18 protein-coding genes are annotated in these 20,439 nt (G+C 60.2%); 7 read left to right on the top strand and 11 right to left on the bottom strand.

Features of this window, described 5'->3' with window-relative positions:
- Positions 1-18 precede the first annotated feature (18 nt).
- Complete coding sequence (gene glyA, locus K529_RS05650; protein WP_005621438.1) at positions 19-1,314, bottom strand: serine hydroxymethyltransferase; 1,296 nt, start codon at positions 1,312-1,314, stop codon at positions 19-21.
- Between the two features lie 175 nt (positions 1,315-1,489).
- On the opposite strand from glyA, the gene K529_RS05655 reads away from it, so the two are divergent.
- Positions 1,490-2,245 (top strand): NAD kinase, encoded by a 756-nt coding sequence (locus K529_RS05655; RefSeq protein WP_005621436.1) that lies wholly within the window; start codon positions 1,490-1,492, stop codon positions 2,243-2,245.
- Positions 2,246-2,368: 123 nt separating this feature from the next.
- Here K529_RS05655 and K529_RS05660 read toward each other — a convergent pair whose 3' ends face one another.
- Positions 2,369-3,790, bottom strand: coding sequence for an amidase family protein (locus K529_RS05660; RefSeq protein ID WP_046002175.1), 1,422 nt, complete (start codon positions 3,788-3,790; stop codon positions 2,369-2,371).
- A 224-nt stretch (positions 3,791-4,014) separates the two neighbouring features.
- Here K529_RS05660 and K529_RS05665 point away from each other — a divergent pair, with 224 nt between their 5' ends.
- Positions 4,015-4,224, top strand: coding sequence for a CsbD family protein (locus tag K529_RS05665; RefSeq protein ID WP_005653381.1), 210 nt, complete (start codon positions 4,015-4,017; stop codon positions 4,222-4,224).
- A 74-nt stretch (positions 4,225-4,298) separates the two neighbouring features.
- Here K529_RS05665 and prpE read toward each other — a convergent pair whose 3' ends face one another.
- Positions 4,299-6,191 carry a propionate-CoA ligase PrpE gene (gene prpE / locus K529_RS05670; RefSeq protein WP_005653383.1) on the bottom strand — a complete coding sequence of 631 codons (1,893 nt, stop codon included), beginning with the start codon at positions 6,189-6,191 and terminating at the stop codon, positions 4,299-4,301.
- A gap of 307 nt (positions 6,192-6,498) precedes the next feature.
- Entirely contained in the window at positions 6,499-8,778 is a 2,280-nt protein-coding gene (locus K529_RS05675; RefSeq protein ID WP_005653386.1) for an NADP-dependent malic enzyme, read from the bottom strand.
- Positions 8,779-9,056: 278 nt separating this feature from the next.
- Between K529_RS05675 and K529_RS05680 the strand changes: the two genes are divergently transcribed.
- From K529_RS05680 to K529_RS05700, 5 genes are all read left to right on the top strand, one after another.
- Positions 9,057-9,476: a cytidine deaminase gene (locus K529_RS05680; RefSeq protein WP_005653388.1), complete on the top strand. Its 420-nt coding sequence runs from the start codon at positions 9,057-9,059 to the stop codon at positions 9,474-9,476.
- A gap of 4 nt (positions 9,477-9,480) precedes the next feature.
- Positions 9,481-10,797, top strand: coding sequence for a thymidine phosphorylase (locus K529_RS05685; RefSeq protein WP_046002174.1), 1,317 nt, complete (start codon positions 9,481-9,483; stop codon positions 10,795-10,797).
- Positions 10,797-12,011, top strand: coding sequence for a phosphopentomutase (locus K529_RS05690; RefSeq protein ID WP_005651218.1), 1,215 nt, complete (start codon positions 10,797-10,799; stop codon positions 12,009-12,011). Before K529_RS05685 ends, K529_RS05690 begins: the two co-directional genes overlap by 1 nt.
- 85 nt (positions 12,012-12,096) lie before the next feature.
- Positions 12,097-12,729: a uracil phosphoribosyltransferase gene (gene upp, locus K529_RS05695; RefSeq protein ID WP_005651217.1), complete on the top strand. Its 633-nt coding sequence runs from the start codon at positions 12,097-12,099 to the stop codon at positions 12,727-12,729.
- A 170-nt stretch (positions 12,730-12,899) separates the two neighbouring features.
- Positions 12,900-14,168 (top strand): SPOR domain-containing protein, encoded by a 1,269-nt coding sequence (locus tag K529_RS05700; protein WP_046002173.1) that lies wholly within the window; start codon positions 12,900-12,902, stop codon positions 14,166-14,168.
- Positions 14,169-14,236: 68 nt separating this feature from the next.
- On the opposite strand, the gene K529_RS05705 is transcribed toward K529_RS05700, so the two are convergent.
- The 7 genes from K529_RS05705 to K529_RS05735 form a co-directional block, all read right to left on the bottom strand.
- Positions 14,237-15,247: a hypothetical protein gene (locus K529_RS05705; protein ID WP_005645581.1), complete on the bottom strand. Its 1,011-nt coding sequence runs from the start codon at positions 15,245-15,247 to the stop codon at positions 14,237-14,239.
- Positions 15,248-15,664: 417 nt separating this feature from the next.
- Complete coding sequence (locus K529_RS05710; RefSeq protein ID WP_005645578.1) at positions 15,665-16,675, bottom strand: zinc-binding alcohol dehydrogenase family protein; 1,011 nt, start codon at positions 16,673-16,675, stop codon at positions 15,665-15,667.
- A complete protein-coding gene (locus tag K529_RS05715) occupies positions 16,672-17,031 on the bottom strand; it encodes a cupin domain-containing protein (RefSeq protein ID WP_005645574.1) in 360 nt (119 codons plus the stop codon). The genes K529_RS05710 and K529_RS05715 overlap by 4 nt, the downstream gene beginning before the upstream one ends.
- Entirely contained in the window at positions 17,028-18,116 is a 1,089-nt protein-coding gene (locus K529_RS05720) for an alkene reductase (protein WP_005645571.1), read from the bottom strand. Before K529_RS05720 ends, K529_RS05715 begins: the two co-directional genes overlap by 4 nt.
- Before the next feature lie 18 nt (positions 18,117-18,134).
- The gene (locus K529_RS05725) at positions 18,135-19,310 is read right to left on the bottom strand and encodes an MFS transporter (RefSeq protein WP_005645568.1); all 1,176 of its coding nucleotides are present in this window, start codon (positions 19,308-19,310) and stop codon (positions 18,135-18,137) included.
- Between the two features lie 14 nt (positions 19,311-19,324).
- On the bottom strand, positions 19,325-19,996 hold the full coding sequence (locus K529_RS05730) for an SDR family oxidoreductase (RefSeq protein ID WP_005645565.1): 672 nt from the start codon (positions 19,994-19,996) through the stop codon (positions 19,325-19,327).
- Positions 19,993-20,391 (bottom strand): VOC family protein, encoded by a 399-nt coding sequence (locus K529_RS05735; RefSeq protein ID WP_005645562.1) that lies wholly within the window; start codon positions 20,389-20,391, stop codon positions 19,993-19,995. Before K529_RS05735 ends, K529_RS05730 begins: the two co-directional genes overlap by 4 nt.
- Between the last annotated feature and the right edge of the window lie 48 nt (positions 20,392-20,439).

The following is a 20,439-nucleotide window of genomic DNA, read 5'->3' on the forward strand; positions in this document are numbered from 1 at the left end:
ACCCGTAGTGGGGATCGATCAGAGGTTCGGATAGAGCGGGAAGCGGGCGCACAATGCCGCGACTTTGCCGCGCACTGCTTCTTCAACCGCGCTATTGCCGTCTTCGCCATTGGCGGCCAGACCGTCGACCACTTCGACAATCAACTGTGCGATTTCGCGGAACTCAGCCTCGCCAAAACCACGGGTGGTGCCGGCAGGCGTGCCCAGACGAATGCCGGAGGTCACGGTGGGCTTTTCCGGGTCAAACGGGATGCCGTTCTTGTTGGTGGTGATATGCGCGCGGCCCAGAGCCTTGTCGACGATGTTGCCGGTCACGCCCTTGGGGCGCAGGTCGACAAGCATCACATGGGTGTCGGTGCCGCCGGTCACAATGTCCAGCCCGCCCTTGATCAGCTCATCCGCCAGTGCAACCGCGTTTGCACGCACCTGCTTTTGGTAGGATTTGAACTCAGGCTTCAGCGCTTCGCCGAACGCGGCCGCCTTGCCTGCGATCACATGCATCAGGGGACCACCCTGAATGCCGGGGAAGATGGCGGAGTTCACCTTCTTAGCGATATCGGGGTTGTTGGTCAGGATCATACCACCGCGCGGACCGCGCAGGGTTTTGTGCGTGGTGGTGGTGGCGACATCCGCATAGGGGAAGGGCGAGGGGTGCTCGCCTGCGGCCACGAGACCGGCAAAATGCGCCATGTCGACCATCAGATATGCGCCGACGCTGTCAGCGATTTCGCGGAATTTGGCAAAGTCGATCTGACGCGGGATGGCGGAGCCACCGGCGATGATCAGCTTGGGCTGGTGTTCGGTCGCGAGCGCCTGAATTTGATCGTAGTCGATCAGGCAATCGGATTCGCGCACGCCGTAGTGCACCGCGTTAAACCACTTGCCGGACTGGTTCGGCGCGGCACCGTGGGTCAGGTGACCGCCGGACGCGAGATCCATGCCGAGGATGGTGTCGCCGGGCTTGATCAGCGCCTGAAACACGCCTTGGTTGGCCTGGCTACCAGAGTTCGGCTGCACATTGGCGAATTCGCAGTTGAACAGCTGCTTGGCACGGTCGATGGCAAGGTTTTCCGCCACGTCGACATATTGGCAGCCACCGTAGTAGCGACGGCCCGGATAGCCTTCTGCGTATTTGTTGGTCAGCACAGAGCCCTGCGCTTCCATGACAGCGGCGGAGACGATGTTTTCCGAAGCGATCAGTTCGATCTCATCGCGCTGGCGGCCCAGCTCGTCTGTGATTGCGCCAAAAAGCTCGGGATCACGTTCCGAGAGGCTTTGGGTGAAGAAACCGGGGTCGCGGGTCGCGTCAGTCATGTTGGCTCCGTCTGGTTGGGGCTGATATTTGCGAGATTTCCTATAGGAAACTTCACAGATCTGAAAGGCTGTAAAGCGACGAAACGCATCAGGTGAACGGCAACTCTGGTCAACGGGGAAAACCTGTGCTTGTTTCGGAACCGTTTGGACCCTACCGGAAACAGGATCGCGCCATATGAGAATCGCATTTCTGGCCAGCGAGGCCCCTTTGGCGCAGACGGCTCTTCATGTGCTGAGCAAGCGCTACGGCTCTGTCGCGGTAGAGGCGGCGGATGTGATCGTCGCCCTCGGGGGCGATGGCTTTATGCTGCACACGTTGCGGGACACCGTGAATCTGAATATTCCGATCTACGGGATGAACCGTGGTACAGTTGGGTTCTTGATGAACTCTTATGGTGAGGGGGAGCTTCTGGAGCGGCTGGAGGCTGCCAATGAGGAAATCATCCATCCTCTTCGGATGCACGCAAAAGATCGTGCGGGCAAATTGCATGAGGCAATGGCGATCAACGAGGTCTCGCTGTTGCGGCAGGGACCGCAGGCGGCCAAGTTGAAGATCTCGGTGGATGGACGCCAGCGTATGGCGGAGCTGGTTTGCGATGGAGCACTGGTTTCCACGCCGGCGGGTTCCACTGCTTATAATTTCTCAGCCCATGGTCCGATCCTGCCGATTGGGGCGGATGTGTTGGCCCTGACCGCGATTGCCGCCTTTCGCCCGCGGCGCTGGCGCGGAGCATTGTTGCCAAGTGGTGCGACAGTGCGATTTGACGTGATCGATGCGGCCAAGCGGCCTGTGATGGCGGAAGCGGATTCGGTGTCGTTCAAGGAAATCGATTGGGTCGAAATTCAGACGGAGCGCGGGATCAGCCATAAGATCCTGTTTGATCCCGGACATGGGCTGGAAGAGCGGCTGATCTCCGAGCAGTTCAACTGAGATCGCGTCTGAGCGGGCGCGCTGGCGCGCGACATGTTTAGCCCCGGACCTTTTGGTCCGGGGCCGTTGCCTCCGGCGGAGGTATTTAACGAAAAGATGAGGACATAGGGACGGGCCCCTGTGTCACATCCGCTCCCACAACAGCGGAGCCATCTGGCCGATGCGGTCTTCGATGGCGATGGCGGCGTCCACGGCCATATCCTCGCGCCAGCGTTGGGCCACGATCTGCACGTTGATGGGTTGTGGGCCTTTGGGCAGCTGCGCCAGCCGGGACGGCACGCAGGCGGCGGGCAGACCCATGTAGTTCATGGCGTAAGAATAGACTGCACAGCCGAGGACATCATGCGCGCCCTCAACACCTTCGCGGTCACGATCCGGCGCAAAGAACGGATGCGGCAGGAAAGGCGTCAGCACCAGCGGGTAGTCCGCCATGAACATCGCCCACTGACGGGCGTAGTGGCTGCGTTTGGCGTACATCTTGAGGAGGTCTTCGCCGAGGAAGGGCGGGAACTCCTGAAAATAAGTGTCGAACATGGTGCGGATCACCTCGGACCCAACAGCATCGACATCCGATTTCATGAGTGTATGGACTTCGCCCATGAGTGCGCGGTAGCCAGTGCGCCCGGCCTCAAACACATTGGGGGGCTCGACCTCTTCGACGATATAGCCTGCATCTGACAAGGAATCGCGCGCCGCCAGCAGCGCGGCCTCGACCTCCGGGTGCAGATCATAGCCATGGGTGTTGCGGGTGAAGGCCACCTTGATGGGAGCATCGGGTTTCGGGCCTTGCCATGGGACCGGCGCATGGAAGGGGTCGCGCACATCCGGTGCGACCATCGCGGGCATGGCGAGATGCAGGTCACGCGCCGACCGGGTCATCAGACCCTGTACGCTCATCAGCTGTGCCAACAATCCGCGTTCGGCTTTTTGGCTGGGGTTCCACGCTGGCACGCGGCCTAAGCCCGGCTTGACCGTCACCGCGCCATTGGCGGCTGCGGGAAAGCGCAGGGAGCCGCCGATGTCATTGCCGTGCGCCAGCGGGCCGATCCCGGCCATCACTGCGGCACCGCCGCCACCCGAAGAACCGCCCGGAGAGATATGCCGCCCCCAAGGGTTGTGGGTGCGCCCGTAAAGCGGATTGTCGGTGTCCGCGCGGAAGGAAAACTCCGGCGTGTTGGTGCGTCCGATCACAACCGCGCCCGCACGTTCCAGATTTTGCACCACCGGGGCATCATCGGGTGCGATCAGATCCTTGAGCGCGGGAATGCCGTTGGAGGTGGCGTGGCCGGTCTGGTCCACGTTGATTTTGATCGTCACAGGTACGCCATGCAAGGGTCCGCGTGCGGCCTCTGGCGTGCTGTCCAGAACCTCGGCCCGTGCAAGCGCCTCATCCCGCAGATCCTCAACCACCGCGTTGAGGGCCGGGTTCACCGCATCCATACGCGCCAATGCGGAGGCAACCGCCTCGCTGGGGTGGATTTCGCCACTGCGGGTCAGGGGGGATAATTCATCTGCGCTCAGGCGCCAAAGCTCTTGATTTGACATGTTAACAATCTCCTTGATCGGGAGACTAGTGCGCCATCACGGAGCTGGGAAGGGGATATTTCCGAAACATGCAGAACCCTTTGACAGAGCACAGAAATTGAGCGGGATCACGTAATAAACTGGCGGTGCTTGGGAACAATTTCTGCGCTGCTACGTTATCCGGTCAAGCAGCAAGCGTTTGAAAACGCACTGTGATCCGACCTGAAACGCAAGGAGCAGAGATCATGAACTGGGATATTATCGAAGGCAAATGGAAGCAGCTCAAAGGGGAAACGCAGACCCAGTGGGGCAAGCTGACTGAGGATGAGATCGATCAGGCTGCGGGCAACCGTGAAAAGCTCGCCGGTATCATTCAGGAGCGCTACGGCGTGGCCAAGGATGAAGCGGAGCGTCAGATTGATGAATTCGCGGAGCGTCTGAAGGATCGCGTCTGATCCGAAGCACCCACGTCAGGTGCTACCATTAATAAGAAGCGGCCCTCAGCGGGGCCGCTTTTTCTGTTGCTGGGTTACCGGCTGGCGTAACCGAGTGTTTGCAAGGCCGCAGTGATCTCATCCAGAATCACCGGATCATCAATGGTCGCAGGCATTTTCCAATCGGTGCCATCGGCGATCGACACCATGGTCGCGCGCAGGATCTTGCCCGAGCGGGTTTTGGGCAGGCGGTCCACCACGCAGGCGAGTTTGAACGCTGCCACCGGGCCGATCTTCTCTCGCACCAGAGTCACCACCTCTGCGGTGATGTGGGCGTGGGGGCGGTTGCAGCCCGCGTTGAGACAGAGGAACCCCAGCGGCATCTGGCCTTTGAGCTGATCCGCCACGCCAATCACCGCACATTCCGCCACATCCGGGTGGCTGGCCAGAACCTCTTCCATCGCACCGGTCGACAGGCGATGGCCCGCGACGTTGATCACATCATCGGTGCGCGCCATGATGTAGAGATAGCCATCCGCGTCTATCATCCCCGCATCTCCAGTCTCGTAGTAGCCGGGGAAGGTGGTGAGGTAGCTTTTCTTGAACCGATCCTCGGCATTCCACAAGTTTGGCAGCGTCCCGGGGGGCAGGGGCAGTTTGACCGCAATTGCGCCAAGCTCTCCCGGTGGCATTGGGTGGCCACCCTCATTCAGAATCTGCACGTCATAGCCGGGCATCGGCACCGCCGGAGATCCCAGTTTCACCGGCAGTTCCTCGATCCCAAGCGGGTTGGCAGCAATCGACCAGCCGGTTTCTGTCTGCCACCAGTGATCGATGACCGGCACGCCCAGTTGGTCCTGCGCCCAGGTGATGGTGTCGGGATCGGCGCGCTCGCCTGCCAGATAGACCTGCTCCAGACAGGAGAGGTCGTATTTGCCGACAAACTCGCCCTTGGGGTCTTCGCGTTTGACAGCGCGGAATGCTGTGGGCGCGGTAAAGAAGCTCTTGACCTTATGTTCCGAGATCACCCGCCAGAAGGTGCCCGCATCAGGCGTGCCCACGGGCTTGCCCTCAAAGACCACGGTGGTGTTGCCGTGGATGAGGGGGCCGTAACAGATGTAGCTGTGACCCACGACCCAGCCCACGTCGGACGCGGCCCAGAACACATCGCCGGGGTCGACGTTATAGATGTTCTTCATCGACCAATTGAGCGCCACCAACTGCCCGGCGGTGTGGCGGATCACGCCCTTGGGCTGACCGGTGGTGCCGGAGGTATAGAGGATATAGGAGGGATGATTGCCCTCAACCGGCACACAGTCCGCAGGCTCCACGCCATATTGGAACCCGTGCCAGTTCACATCGCGGCCCTCGACCAGTTCGGCCACTTCCTGTTCGCGTTGGAAGATCACGCAGAAGTCGGGCTTGTGGGTCGCCAATTCAATTGCCCCATCCAACAGCGGCTTGTAATGCACGGTCCGCCCCGGCTCGATCCCGCAAGAGGCGGCGATGATCGCTTTGGGGGTAGCATCATCAATCCTGACGGCGAGTTCGGAGGAGGCAAAGCCGCCAAAGACCACCGAATGCACCGCGCCGATGCGGGAACAGGCAAGCATCGCCTCCAGCGCCTCAGGGATCATCGGCATGTAGATAATGACCCGGTCGCCTTTCTCCACGCCCTTGGCCCGGAGCGCACCGGCCAGTGTCGCGACCCGGTTGCGCAGCTCAACGAACGAAATCTCGCGCTTGGTGTGGGTGACGGGGCTATCGTAGATGATCGCGGTTTGCTCGCCGCGCCCAGCCTCAACATGGCGGTCGACGGCATTATAGCAGGTGTTGACCTTGGTATCGGCAAACCACTCATAAAGCCCACCACCAAGATCGCTTAGCGCCTTGGTCGGGGCCTTATCCCAGCTGATGGCGTTTGCAGCCTCCATCCAGAACCCCTCTGGATCTGATTTCCACTGCGCATACACCTCAGAATAGGTCATCGGGGTCCTCCTCCCTGTCTCCTCTGGGGGTAGAGCCTAGGCGTAAGCACAGACATCTCGCAAGCGCGGCGAAGGGGGCTGCGGCGTTTTAAAAACTTGTTAGCGGTAGATTTTGCCAAGTGGAGTTGCAAAGTTTTGCAAACCCATAACTGGCGCGAATTTTGCAGGGAAAATTTGGCAGATCTGCAAAGTTGCAAAGCTAATTTTGCGAAAACTTCACGATCTGATGGGCCGACTCACTTTACGTCAGATCAGCGTGAGAGGTGAGGGGCAGGCCGCCCCTCACTGGTGTTTGTCATCCTGAGCCTTAGCCGTAATGCGCCACAGGGGTGCCAGCGATGGCCGCCATGTTCAAAAGGCCACGCGCCGTGATCGAGGGCGACACAATATGAGCGCGGTTGCCCATGCCCATCAGGATCGGCCCGACCTCAAGCCCGCCGGAACGCATCTTCAGAATGTTACGCACGCCAGAGGCCGCATCTGCATGGGCGAAGACCAGCACATTGGCGGCCCCTTCCAGACGCGAATTGGGGAAGATCCGCTCGCGCAGCTCCGGGTCGAGCGCGGTGTCGATGTTCATCTCGCCCTCATAGATAAAGTCGCGACGCTTATCATCGAGGATTTCCAGCGCCGCGCGCAGGCGGGCACCGGTGTCGCAGGGGATGTTGCCGAACTGGCTTTGTGAACAGAGCGCGATCTGCGGTGTCAGACCAAACCGCCGCACATGGCGTGCGGCCCCGATAACGGTCTCTGCGATCTCTTCCGGGGTGGGTTCAATCCGCACCTGCGTGTCGGCAATGAACAGTGGCCCGTCTTCGAGAATCATCATCGACAGCGCCCCATGCGGCGCATAAGAGCCACCGCCCAGAATTTGCTGCACATAATTCAGGTGCCAGCGGTATTCCCCAAAGGTGCCGCAGATCAGGCTGTCCGCCTCACCGCGATGCACCATGATGCCACCAATGGCAGTCGTGTTGGTGCGCAAAATCGCCTTGGCGAGATCCGGCGTCACCCCCTGACGCTCCATGATCCGGTGATAGCTGGTCCAATAATCGCGGTAGCGCGGATCGTTTTCCGGGTTCACGATCTGCACGTCCTGACCCGGACGGATCGACAGGCCAAGCCGTTCGGCGCGGCTCTCGATCACCTCGGGGCGTCCGATCAGGATTGGGGTTTCGGTGGTTTCGCGCAGGATCTCCTGCGCAGCCCGCAGCACGCGCTCGTCCTCGCCCTCGGCAAAAACGATCCGGCGGGCGGCTGCGCGGGCGGCCTCGAACACCGGTTTCATCAGAAGGGCGGACTTGAACACGCTTTGGTTCAGCTTTGCGCGATAAGCGCCAAGATCCTCCATCGGGCGCTTGGCCACGCCGCTGGACATGGCGGCACTTGCCACCGCCGAAGACACCACAGCCACCAGACGCGGATCAAAGGGTTTCGGGATCAGGTAGTCGGCCCCGAATGTCAGCTGTTCACCCTTGTAGGCGGCGGCGGCCTCGGCCGAAGTGGTGGTGCGTGCCAGCTCTGCGATGCCGTCGACACAGGCGATCTGCATCTCGTCGTTGATCTCGGTTGCACCGACATCCAGCGCGCCTCGGAAGATGAACGGAAAGCAGAGTACGTTGTTGACTTGGTTGGGAAAATCGCTGCGCCCGGTGGCGATGATCGCGTCCGGTGCCACCTTGCGCGCCGCATCCGGCATGATCTCGGGCGTCGGATTTGCCAGCGCAAAAATGATCGGACGTTTGGCCATTTTTGCGACCATCTCGGGCTTCAGCACATTGGGGCCGGAAAGGCCGAGGAACAGGTCCGCGCCGTCGATCACCTCATCCAAAGTGCGCTTGTCAGAGGCTTGGGCAAAGGCCGCCTTATGCGGGTTCATATCCTCTTCGCGACCCTCATAAACCAGCCCATGAATATCGCAAAGCCAGACGTTTTCGCGCTTCACGCCGAGTTTGAGCAGCATATTGAGGCAGGCAATCCCTGCCGCGCCGCCACCGGTTGAGACGATCTTGATGTTCTCAAAACTCTTGCCGGCCACATGCAGCGCGTTTTTTGCAGCCGCGCCCACGACAATCGCAGTGCCGTGCTGGTCGTCGTGAAATACGGGGATATTCATTCGCTCGCGACAGAGTTTTTCGACGATAAAACAATCCGGTGCCTTGATGTCTTCAAGGTTCACCGCGCCAAAGGTCGGCTCCAGCGCGCAGACGATATCGGCCAGTTTTTCCGGATCGCTCTCGTTCACCTCGATATCGAAGCAGTCGATATTGGCGAAATTCTTAAAGAGGACCGCCTTGCCCTCCATCACCGGTTTGGAGGCCAGCGCGCCGATATTGCCAAGGCCCAGAACCGCTGAACCGTTCGACACCACCGCAACCAGATTGCCGCGTGCGGTGTAGCGCGCAGCGTTGACCTCATCGTCTTTGATCTCAAGACAGGCTTCGGCCACGCCGGGAGAATAAGCGCGGGCGAGGTCGTTTCCGGTGGCCAACGGCTTGGTGGCGCGGATTTCCAGTTTACCGGGACGCGGGAACTCGTGATAGCGCAGAGCCGCGTCGCGCAGGGATTCCGAGGTCTTATCGGGCATGAATGGCGCTCCTGATGGTGATAGTTTAGTGCTAAACTATCTTGGGGCCGAGGGGAACAGGCTTTTGAATACGTGCTCTTCGCTCGGCGGGTGTCTGCATCTGACACCATCGCTGGAGACGCGGCAACCGTGCTGCTGTGAGCGGGCGCGCAGGTGCCGCGAGATGACATTTGACCATCCGATCAAAACCAGCAAAGACTGGTGAGGAACAGCAACACAGCGCCCCACGGAACTGTTGGCCGATCAGGCCAAAACCGGGGCGAGGACGGAGTAAGCCCATGCCCGCATCAGATCCCGCAAACAGCCACCCCTTGCGCGCGCCCGCTGCGGCCGTGCGCGAAAATGCCCATGCGCCCTATTCAAACTTCAAAGTGGGGGCGGCGATCCGGGCAAAATCTGGTACTGTCTATGTGGGCTGCAATGTCGAAAATGTCGCCTATCCCGAAGGCACCTGCGCTGAAGCGGGGGCAATTGCAGCGATGGTTGCGGCAGGGGAGACGGAACTCCTTGAGGCCTATGTGATCGCTGATTGCCCCAGCCCGGTACCGCCCTGCGGTGGCTGTCGTCAAAAGCTCAAGGAATTTGGCGCAACCGGTGTGGAGGTGACCCTTGCCACCACCGATGGGGTGGAGATGAAAACCACCATTGGCGACCTGCTGCCCGGTGCCTTTGACGCGGGCCATATGGAGCGGAGCTGACAGAATGGATGCGCGTGCGGTCATCGCCCGGTTACGACAAAAAGAGATCCCCACGGCTGAGGAACTTTCGTGGTTTGCCGAAGGGCTTGCCAGTGGGGCGGTCAGTGATGCGCAGGCGGGGGCGTTTGCGATGGCGGTCTGCCTCAATGGTCTGCTTCCTGAGGCACGCTCGGCGCTGACGCTGGCGATGCGTGACAGTGGCGATGTGCTGACATGGGATCTGCCGGGGCCGGTGGTGGACAAACATTCGACCGGTGGGGTGGGCGATTGTGTGTCGCTGTTGCTGGCACCGGCATTGGCGGAATGCGGGGCCTTTGTGCCGATGATTTCCGGGCGTGGCCTTGGCCACACCGGCGGCACGCTTGATAAATTGGAGGCCATTCCCGGTCTCAGCACGCAGGTTGCGCAAGACCGGCTGGCAGGGATCGTTGCAGATGTGGGCTGCGCCATTGTAGGGGCGACTGCGCGGATCGCGCCTGCGGATAAGCGGCTTTATGCGGTGCGCGATGTAACGGCGACGGTCGAGAGCCTCGATCTGATCACCGCGTCGATCCTGTCGAAAAAACTCGCGGCCAGCCCGGAGGCTTTGGTGCTGGATGTCAAAATCGGCTCTGGCGCGTTTATGAAAACCACTGCGGAGGCGCGTGCGCTTGCTACATCGCTTGTGGAGACCGCAAACGCTGCCGGATGCCCGACGCAGGCGCTGATCACGGATATGAACCAACCGCTCGTGCCGTCACTGGGCAATGCGTTGGAAGTTGCAGAGGTGATGCGCGCATTGACGGGCGCGCAGAGAGGGCCGGCCACTGGGCCGATCATCGATATCACCGTGGCGCTCGGCGGTGCGGTGTTGCGTCAGGCCGGGCTGGTTGAAAGCGTTGAGGCCGGTGAGGCGCAGATCGCCGCGACCTTGGCAGAGGGGCGCGCGGCGGAACGGTTTGCAAAAATGGTGGCGGCGCAGGGCGGCCCCGTCGGCTTTGCCGAGAAATGGCAGCGGTTTTTGCCAGAGGCTCCGGTGATTTTGGAGGTGACGGCTGAGCACGCAGGCTATGTCAACGCCATTGACGGTGAGGCGCTTGGGCTCTTGGTGGTGCGTCTTGGCGGTGGTCGTATGATTGAGAGCGACCGGGTCGATCTGGCGGTGGGGATCTCTGACCTGCTGCCCTTGGGCACAAAAATTGCCAAAGGAGACGTCATCGCACGCATCCATGCCGCCCACACGGACGCCGCGCAATACGCAATGTTGGCCTTGCGGGCGGCGGTGAGCATAGCGCCTGCCGCGCCCGATCTGCTGCCACTGGTGCATGAAAGGATCGGATGATGGCGCGCGCTTTTCTGGTGGTGATGGATTCGGTCGGGATCGGGGGCGCGCCGGATGCGGGCCGGTACTTCAACAAGGATCTGCCCGATCTCGGGGCCAATACGGTTGCTCATATCGTGCAGGCCTGCGCGGAGGGGCGCGCCGAAGAGGGGCGCAGCGGTCCGTTGCGATTGCCGACATTGGATGCGCTGGGGCTGGGCGCGGCGGTGCGGCTGGCGTCAAATCAACCCGCACTGGGGCTGGATGCAAAACCAACGGGCCTCTGGGGGGCGGCCTCGGAAGTGAGCGCGGGCAAGGACACGCCATCTGGCCATTGGGAGTTGGCAGGGCTGCCGGTGCCTTGGGATTGGAGCTATTTTCCCGAAGACGGCGCGGCTTTTGATAAGGAGTTGGTGGCGCATGTCGCTGAGGCGGCTGGGACCACAGGTCTCCTTGGCAACTGTCATGCCTCCGGGACGACCATCATCGCCGACCTTGGCGCAGAGCATATGAAGACTGGCCTGCCGATCTGCTACACCTCTGCCGATAGCGTGTTCCAGATCGCCGCCCATGAGGAGCACTTTGGACTGGAGCGATTGCTGAAACTCTGTGCCGATGTCGCGCCCTATCTGCATGCGCGCAAAGTGGGCCGGGTGATTGCGCGCCCCTTCGTTGGCACGCCCGAGGAAGGGTTCAGCCGCACCACCAACCGGCGTGATTATGCGATCAGGCCGCCTGCACCGATCCTCACCGATTGGGTTCGCGCGAGCGGTGGCCGGGTGCATGGAATCGGCAAGATCGGCGATATCTTCTCTATGCAAGGGATTGATACGCTTCAGAAAGGTTCTGACGCGGCACTGATGGTGCATCTGAGCGAGGCGGTTCAGCAGGCCGAGGAGGGCAGCCTGACATTTGCAAATTTCGTGGAGTTCGACAGCCTCTATGGGCATCGCCGTGATATCTCTGGCTATGCGCGGGCGTTGGAGTGGTTCGACCGGGAAATCGCGCGGGTGCTGGATCAGTTGCGCGATGGAGACCTCATGATATTGACCGCAGATCATGGCAACGATCCGAGCTGGCCGGGCACAGATCACACCCGCGAACAGGTGCCTGTCCTTGTTGCGGGCGCTGGCACCGGCACGATCGGAGCTGTGCAGTTTGCCGATGTTGCGGCCTCGGTTGCGGCGCATCTTGACGTACCGTCACAGGGACCGGGGCGCAGTTTCCTGCGCTGATCCACGCCGCATTTGGACGGAAAACGCCTTGCTTGTCTGGGGGCGCGGCGCTTAAGAGAACAAAAAGCCAAAAGGAGTGTCCTTTATGAGTGACCACCTGACCGTCGTTGACCACCCGCTGGTGCAGCACAAGCTGACCATCATGCGGGACAAGGCAACCTCCACCTATGAGTTTCGCCAACTCTTGCGCGAACTCACCCAACTGCTGGCCTATGAGGTCACGCGCGAGCTGCCACTGACCACCACCACCATTGAGACCCCGATGGAGGATATGGAAGCGCCGATCCTTGCGGGTAAGAAACTGGCGTTGGTGTCGATCCTGCGCGCAGGCAACGGGATGCTGGACGGTGTGCTGGAACTGGTCCCCTCTGCGCGGGTTGGATTTGTTGGCATGTACCGCGACGAAGAGACGATGCAGCCGGTGCAATACTACTTCAAGGTGCCGCAGCAGATCTCTGACCGAATGGTAATTGCAGTGGACCCGATGCTGGCCACCGGCAATTCTTCGGTTGCTGCCATCGACCTGCTGAAAGAGGCCGGTGCCAACAACATTCGTTTCCTGTGCTTGCTTGCGTCGCCCGAAGGGGTCGCACGCATGAAGGAAGCGCATCCGGATGTGAAAATCATCACCGCTTCGCTGGATCGTGGGCTGAACGAGAAGGGCTATATCATGCCCGGTCTTGGCGATGCAGGCGACCGGATGTTCGGCACCAAATAACGGCTTCTGGATAACAGGCAGCGGCCTTTTATACGCGTTCTGCCGTGCGCTGTTACGTGATCGAGAAATATGGCGACGATCCGCTGGATCGCGCCATATTGTTGCCCAGATTGCCTTTACTCAGTTGCGCTTTTCAGGCATCCTACCGCCATATATTGTGGGGCAGGTTGATGAAAATAACTACAATTACGGCAGTATCCCTCATCTTGGTATCCGGTTTGGGCTCCGGTGCTTTTGCGCAGCTTTCATCCAAGACGGCGCAACCGGCGGAGTTTCCTCCAGCCAGCTATCAGGGGCGCCAATATGTGGACAGTCGTGGCTGTATCTTCATCCGCGCCGGTGTCGATGGAAATGTAGCGTGGATTCCGCGTGTGAACCGGGCCCGTCAGCAGCTGTGTGGTGCTGAGCCTTCCAATATCGCCGGATCTACCCGCCAACAGCCGTCAGCTCAGGATCCGCGTCCAGACATCATTACACTGGCCCCCGATGCCGGTCGCGTTGATGAACCTGCGCCCGTGCGGGTGACGCCTCCGCCCGCTGTGCGCAGCCGTAGCACAGCTCCCAGCACAGCGATTAAGCCAGAGCGCACTGCCGCGATGACCTCGACCGATGCAAAAAACGTGGCGCTCTCACCAGCTCGCCCGGCGCGTGCGACGCCACCCAAACCGCTGCGCGCTGCGGCAGCGCCTGCACCCGCAGCGCCGACCGTTGCAACCGTGCCGCGCACCCGGTTGCGCAAATCTGGTGATCCGCTTGCGCAGATCACTCCGAACACCCGCATTTTGCCGGTACATGTCTATCTGCTGCGTCGCGAGAGCGAGGGGCTGCAGGTGCCCGCAGGGTATCGACCCGCGTGGGAAGACGACCGGCTGAACATCCATCGGGTCGAGCAGACCATCCGCCCAACCGTGATCAACGAACAGCCCGCCGTGCCTGAGGGCTACATTCTGGCGGAGCGTTCGGACAACCGGATGAACACCCGCCGGGCGCAGCGCACGCAGCAAGGCGATCAACAGATGGCACAGGTCTGGACGGACAATCTGCCGCGCCGTCAGGTGGAGCAATCGCTTGATAAGACCCCGTTCATTCTGTGGGATGCCAAGGCCAAATACGGCATCGTGCCGCCACGCCGGGGTGGCCCTGTGACCACCACCCGCATCTCCAGCCGTGCGGCACCGGATGCAACCTTGCCAGAGACGAGCAAGACACCGGCCACACCGCGCTATGTGCGCGCCGCAACCCTCGCCAATACAGAAGAGGCAAAGCGTGTCGCGCGCGAGCTTTCTGCGGCGACAGGTCTGCAGATGCGCCTCGGTACGCTCAATCGCAATGGCCAGACCCTGAAGGTGGTTTTGGCTGGACCCTTTACCGCTGGTGCGGATCAGGCGCTGCAACGTATTCGCGCTGCGGGATTTAGCCGCGCACGGCTCAGCAAGTAAATCTAATCCCAGATTCTCTGGAAGAAATGGCCGGGTTGTCCCGGCCTTTTTTATTGGAAAATAGATGGTTAGCCGCAGATGTTTTGCAATTGCACCCAGTCGCGGTCATTCAGCACTGGCGCCAGATCACGCCCCGCCATTGGGTCGGCTTCAATCAGGCCAATGGTGGCTTCTCCTGTGACATCACGCGCATAGGCATAGGGTGTCGAGGGGATGGCGGCGCGGGCAAATTCAGCCAGGAGCGCCTCAGTATCCACAGCCGGACGGGGCGAGGACAGCATGGTCTCGGAATAGCGATCCAGTGTTTCGCGTTTGATTTCGCCCGTCGTAAGCAGCCGGAAGGTCGCCATAAACCCTCCGACATCAAGGATCTCTGCCATCGGATCCTGCGCCTGTGCGCGGACGTGCTCGACCAGCACTGCCCCTGCGGCCACGGCCGGGTCTTCGTAATCTTCGACAAAGGTGCGATGCATCAACACGATACCACCGGGCAGCGTCAGGCTCTCGGCAATGCCGGAGCGCAGAACAACCACGCGGCGCACACCGGTACGATCCGCGAGCTTTTTCAGGATTGGGTCAGCTTCCGGCGTTGAGCAAGCCTGACCTGATACGCGTTCGATACGGCCCAATAGCGCCTGACCGATGGCTTTGCGATGCACCTCTGAAACCGCCGCCAGTGTCTGGTTGCGCATGGTCTGCGGCAGGCCAAGCGCCAGCAGCGCCACGGCGCAGGTGACAATCGCAACCCCACCAAAAAGCCGCAGCCGTCCGGGGTGTGGGCGCGCGCGTTCGATTGCGGTCTGCACTTTCTCGATGGCCTCACGCATGGTGACCTCATCCTCGGCCAGTTCCAGCGTCTCGCCAGGGTCACCATCGGGATGATAAAGGGCAGGGAACTCACCGGGATTGGCTCGCTCGACCGCAGCCAGCGACCAATGGGCAAGGGGGCGATCTTGCATATCGGTAATGGTGAGCGTCGCATCCCCGAGCGAGACAATCACGTCGCGCCGCTGCTCTGACGGCGAAGGCCGCCAGATGCCCACCGCCTCAAGCCGCTGAAATTCACGGAGTACCGTCATCGACCGGGATTGCCTGCTCCTGTTGTTCTAGATGTTATTTAACATGCAAGCTGCATCGGCGGCAAACCGCTTTGCGGCTAAAATGGCAATGCTTAGGTGTTTTTCTGAGCGTTGAGAGGGCGTTGAGGTAGAAATGAGCCAGATGTGGCTGCGCAAGACGTCCCGTTGGCCTGTTGATGGGCACACCTGAGGGCGAATGCGCCCGCGAAGGCAGAAGGGCGAGATGATGTGTCAGATACCGATGCGGGGGATGCGCGGTGTTTGAGCATCGTAATAAAGAGGCGGTCTGCTTGATCGCGCTTATTCGTATTGCGTGCCGCGAATTTCCAGCGGAGCCATCTGTTCTGCAAGGTGCATGAAGGGCTGCTCGCCTAAATTGGTTGCACGGAACGGTTTGTCGCCGTTCCGTGACAATGGTTAAAATCCTTCGACGACGATCTTACCTTTGGCCTGACCCGTTTCGACCAGCCTGTGCGCTTCGCGCATATTGGCGGCATTGATCGGGGACAGAACCTCGGAGAGGGTTGTCTTGATGTTTCCCGCATCAATTTGACCGGCCACGTAGGAGAGAAGGTGATGCTGCTCGATCATGTCCGGCGTCTGGTGCATGGAGCGGGCAAACATGAACTCCCAATGGAAGCTCGCGGCCTTGGTCTTCATGCCACCCATTGGCATAGGCAGATCGGTGTCGTCGATACTGACAATGCCACCTTGCGGGCAGATCAACTCAACCGCCGTGTCCCAGTGCCGCATGTCGTTGAAGATCGCGATATGATCGACGTGCTTGAGGCCAATGGCTTGCACCTGAGCAACCATGTCCTCGCGGTGGTTGACGACATGATCCGCGCCAAGCGATTTCACCCAATCCGAAGTTTCGGAACGGGATGCGGTGGCGATCACTGTTAACCCGGCCTGTTTGGCAAGCTGGATACCAATGGAGCCGACACCACCGCCCGCACCGATGATAAGGAGTGATTGTCCGGCATCTGCCCCGTCGCGGTCTATGCCAAGACGATCAAAAAACGCCTCGTAAGCTGTGATTGTCGTCAACGGGAGGGCGGCGGATTCGGCATGCGACAGGGACGCAGGCTTACGGCCGGCGATCCGCTCATCGACAAGATGGAACTCCGCATTGGTGCCCGAGCGGGTGATGTCGCCCGCATAGTACACCTCATCTCCCGGCTTGAAGAGCGTCACATCCGGACCGACGGCTTCGACCACGCCGGATGCATCATAGCCGATGATGCGTGGTGTCTCTTCCACCTTGTCTTTGGGTGCGCGTACCTTCGTGTCCACCGGATTGATGGCAACAGCCTTGACGTTCACCAGAATATCTCGGCCTTCGGGCAGTGGTTTTTCAACGTTGAGATCGCGAAACGCACTCTCGTTCTCAATGGGCAGATAATGTGTGAATCCGACAGCTTTCATAGGTCTTCTCCTTGTTTGGTAAATTCGACGGCGACGAAGACAAGTTCTGTCTCGCCGGTGTTGATCAGGTCGTGGACAAAGGCATTGTCGGGCGACAGGTCAGGGAAATGCTGGGTCTGGCCGTTGGTGTAGGTTACATCGACCACGCGACCGTCATCGAAGCGGGATCGCGCCGTACCATCGGTCAGCACTGTCCAGAAATAGGGGTGGTCGTGACGATGGGGAGGATGAGTTTCGCCCGGCGGCACCCTGAGGTGCCAGATGCGCATTCCGTCGGTTTCAGCGACAAGCGCAGTGCCGATCCGAGGATTTGCCCGGCCTTCGGTGATCTCGTGCTTTGTGAGCGGGGCGGTCATACCGAGACCTCGTAGGTGGTGTATCCCTGCGCATCGCCGCCAAAGAGCGTGTCGCTATCAAAGGGAGACAGCGGAAGATTTTCAGCCAAGCGGCGTGGCAAATCAGGGTTGGCGATAAACGGGCGTCCAAAGGCCACAGCATCGGCATAGCCGCTGTTGATAGCGGCGACGGCCATGTCTGGCGTGTAACCACCTGCGACGAGGACCGACCCTGAATAGGCCGCGCGAAGTTCTTTGCGGAACCATTCCGGCGTTTGCGGCGCATCGTCCCAATCGGCTTCGGCCAAGTGGATGTAGGCCAATCCGATCTGGTCCAGCTTTTTCGCCAGAGTCAGGATGGCCTGCGGCGCATCTGGATCGTCCATCCCGCGCTGCGTGATAAAGGGCGAGAAACGAATGCCCGTCTGGTCTGCACCCATCTGCGATGAAACTGCTTCGGCAACTGCCACCGCAAAACGGATGCGGTTTTCCACAGAACCGCCATAGGCGTCCGCGCGATGATTGGATGTGCTGCGCAGGAACGCGTCGATGAGGTATCCATTGGCTGCGTGAATCTCGACGCCATCGAAACCGGCGGCTTTGGCGTTGCGGGCCGCAAGGCGGTAATCCTCGACAATGCGGGCGATTTTATCTGTTTCAAGCGCGCGTGGAACAGGGCATTCCACCATGCCACCTTTGCCCGTTTCAGGATCCACGATCCAGACGGTCGCATCCGGGGCAATGGCAGATGGTGCAACAGGCTTGCCATCTGCGTGGAACATCGGGTGGCTCATTCGCCCGACATGCCAGAGCTGTAATACGATGCGCCCGCCTTTGGCGTGAACTGCGTCGGTCACCTGTTTCCATCCGGCAATCTGTGCTTCGGAATGGATGCCCGGCGTGAAGGAGTACCCTTTACCTTCGGGTGAGATTTGCGTGGCTTCTGTGATGATCATGCCAGCGCTGGCGCGTTGCGCGTAGTACTCCGCTATCATGGCGTTCGGCACATCACCCGGTTGTGTCGACCGTGAGCGGGTCATCGGGGCCATAACCACCCTGTTGGGCAGATTGATCGCGCCGATGGATACGGGGGTGAAGAGTGTCATGTTCGGGTCCTTTCAACCTCAGGCTTTGGTGGGGGCAGGAGCGGGGTTTCGCTCCTGCCAGACGATGAAGACGAGGCCGAGTGCAGGCACGATGATCGCGGCGAAGGGGATGTAGGCGGCCCCCAGTGTGCTATCGACAACCGCGCCACCGATGATGCCGCCCAGGGCGTTGGCGATATTGAAGGCCGAGATATTGGCCGTCGCGGCAAGCTCAGGCGCTTCACCGCCATGCTTCATGACGCGCATCTGCATCGGTGGGACGTTGGCGAAAGACACGACACCAAAAACGAAGGCCGCAGCAACGAACAGGTAGGGTTGCGAGGCCACCAGACCGACGACGATCAGCGCGGCGATCATTGCGGCAGGCCAGCCGATCAGGGACGCGCGGAGGTTTTTGTCGGCAGTCTTGCCACCCAGCGTGTTCCCCAGCACCAGACCCAGCCCGATGATGACCAGAATCCATGTCAGGGACGCCCGTTCAAAGCCTGCGACCTGTTCTGCGATTGGCGCGATGTAGCCGTAGAAGGTCATGAAGCCGACCCAGCCAAGCGTTGTGATGAGCAAACTGGCCAGCAGCTGCGGATTGCGGAACGCGCCGATTTGCGAGCGGATGGATTTCGGCTTTTCAGCACCTTGTGGTGGGATGGCAATCGCAATAGCGGCGGCAGCCATTGCACCAAGCACGGCGACGACGATGAAGGTTGTGTTCCAGCCAAACATATTGCCGATCCACGCGCCGCCGGGAACACCCAGTACATTGGCCAGCGTCAGGCCTGCAAACATCTGGCCGACCGCCTGGCCTTCCATGTCCTTTGTGACCAGCCGCGTGGCGACAACCGCTCCGATACCGTAGAATGGCCCCTGTGTCAGACCGGCCATGACCCGGCTGATCATCAGTGTCGTGTAATCAGTTGCAAAGGCTGTGATCAGGTTCGAGGCGACGAAGAGCACCATAAGACCGATCAGCACAACGCGTTTGCGATAGCGTGACAGCCAGAGTGTCAGGATCGGCCCACCAATGACGATAGCCATCGCATAGGCAGTGATGAGGTGGCCGGCCTGACCTTCAGAGACATTCAGACTTTCGGCCACTTGGGTCAGAATACCGGCAATGACAAATTCTGCCGTGCCGATGGCGAATGCTGCGAGCGTCAATATCCAGACTTGCAGCGGCATTTTCGATTTGAGGGACATGATTTGGGCCTCCTTCAGTTGATCAATGCGCCACCGTCGATGTCGATGACGGCACCGGTGACGAAGGGGTTGTCGATGGCGAAGAGGTAGCCAGCGGCCAGATCATCGGCACAGCCGACCTTGCGCGCAGGCAGCGATTTCGCGGCGTTATGGAGCATCGCCATGCGCGCCTCGCTCGTCATACCGGCGTAGGCTTCGGTATCGGTCAGCCCGGGGCTGACGACATTGACGCGGATCGGGGCCAGCTCTTTGGCCAGAATTTTGGCCACCGCTTCTAGAGCCGCATTCATGGCAGTTTTGACGTAGGTACCGGGTACCGTGCGCCGGGCGAGGAACCCGGACGTCAGCGTGATTGATCCGCCGGGTTTGATGTGGCGCGCCGCTGCTCTGGCAACCGCGATCGCCCCCCAGAACTTTGTGTCAAAGGCTTGCTTTGCAGCATCAAACGACACGTCGGTGACTGCACCGCCCGGTGCTGATGACCCTGCGGTGAAAACGACATGATCGACCGGACCTTGCGCATCGAAGTAAGCTTCAATCGCCGCTTCGTCTTTCACATCAAGTCCAGTGGACCGGCTTGCCACTTCAATAGTTCCGTCGCGGTTTGCAAGCGCAGTTGCAACGGCTTTTCCGATCCCGGATGTACCGCCGATCACAATGGTTTTGGTTTCCTTGGTGAAGGTCATTGAAGGGTCTCCTCTCGTTGAGGCATGGGGTCGTGGAAAACGGCTTCGATGAGCGGACCGGAAGGCGTGCGGAAAAACAGCCTCCGTTCATCCAGATCTTCGAGGTCCATCGCTGAATAGCGGATACCCAGAGCTTCGAGCTTGGCGCGAAAGCCCCTGTAATCATCAAGATGGATGCCCACATGATCGTAGGCTTCGGCGGCGGTATCCGTGCCGTAGCCCCGCGCGCCGATCAGATGGATGATTGGCTTGTCACCAGCATAGAGCCAGTGCCCCGGAATACGATGGATCGCCTCGGGCCTTGCGCGCTCTTGCAACTCATCAAAGACCGTAAGCAAGAAGGCCCGTGTCCCGGGCAAATCGCGTGTTCGGATGGTGATGTGGTCGAGATGCATGATGATCTCCTTTCGTTGATCATCATCTATCGCCTATCCTTAGGGCAA

The organism is Tritonibacter mobilis F1926 (assembly GCF_000376545.2).
Lineage (GTDB): Bacteria > Pseudomonadota > Alphaproteobacteria > Rhodobacterales > Rhodobacteraceae > Epibacterium > Epibacterium mobile.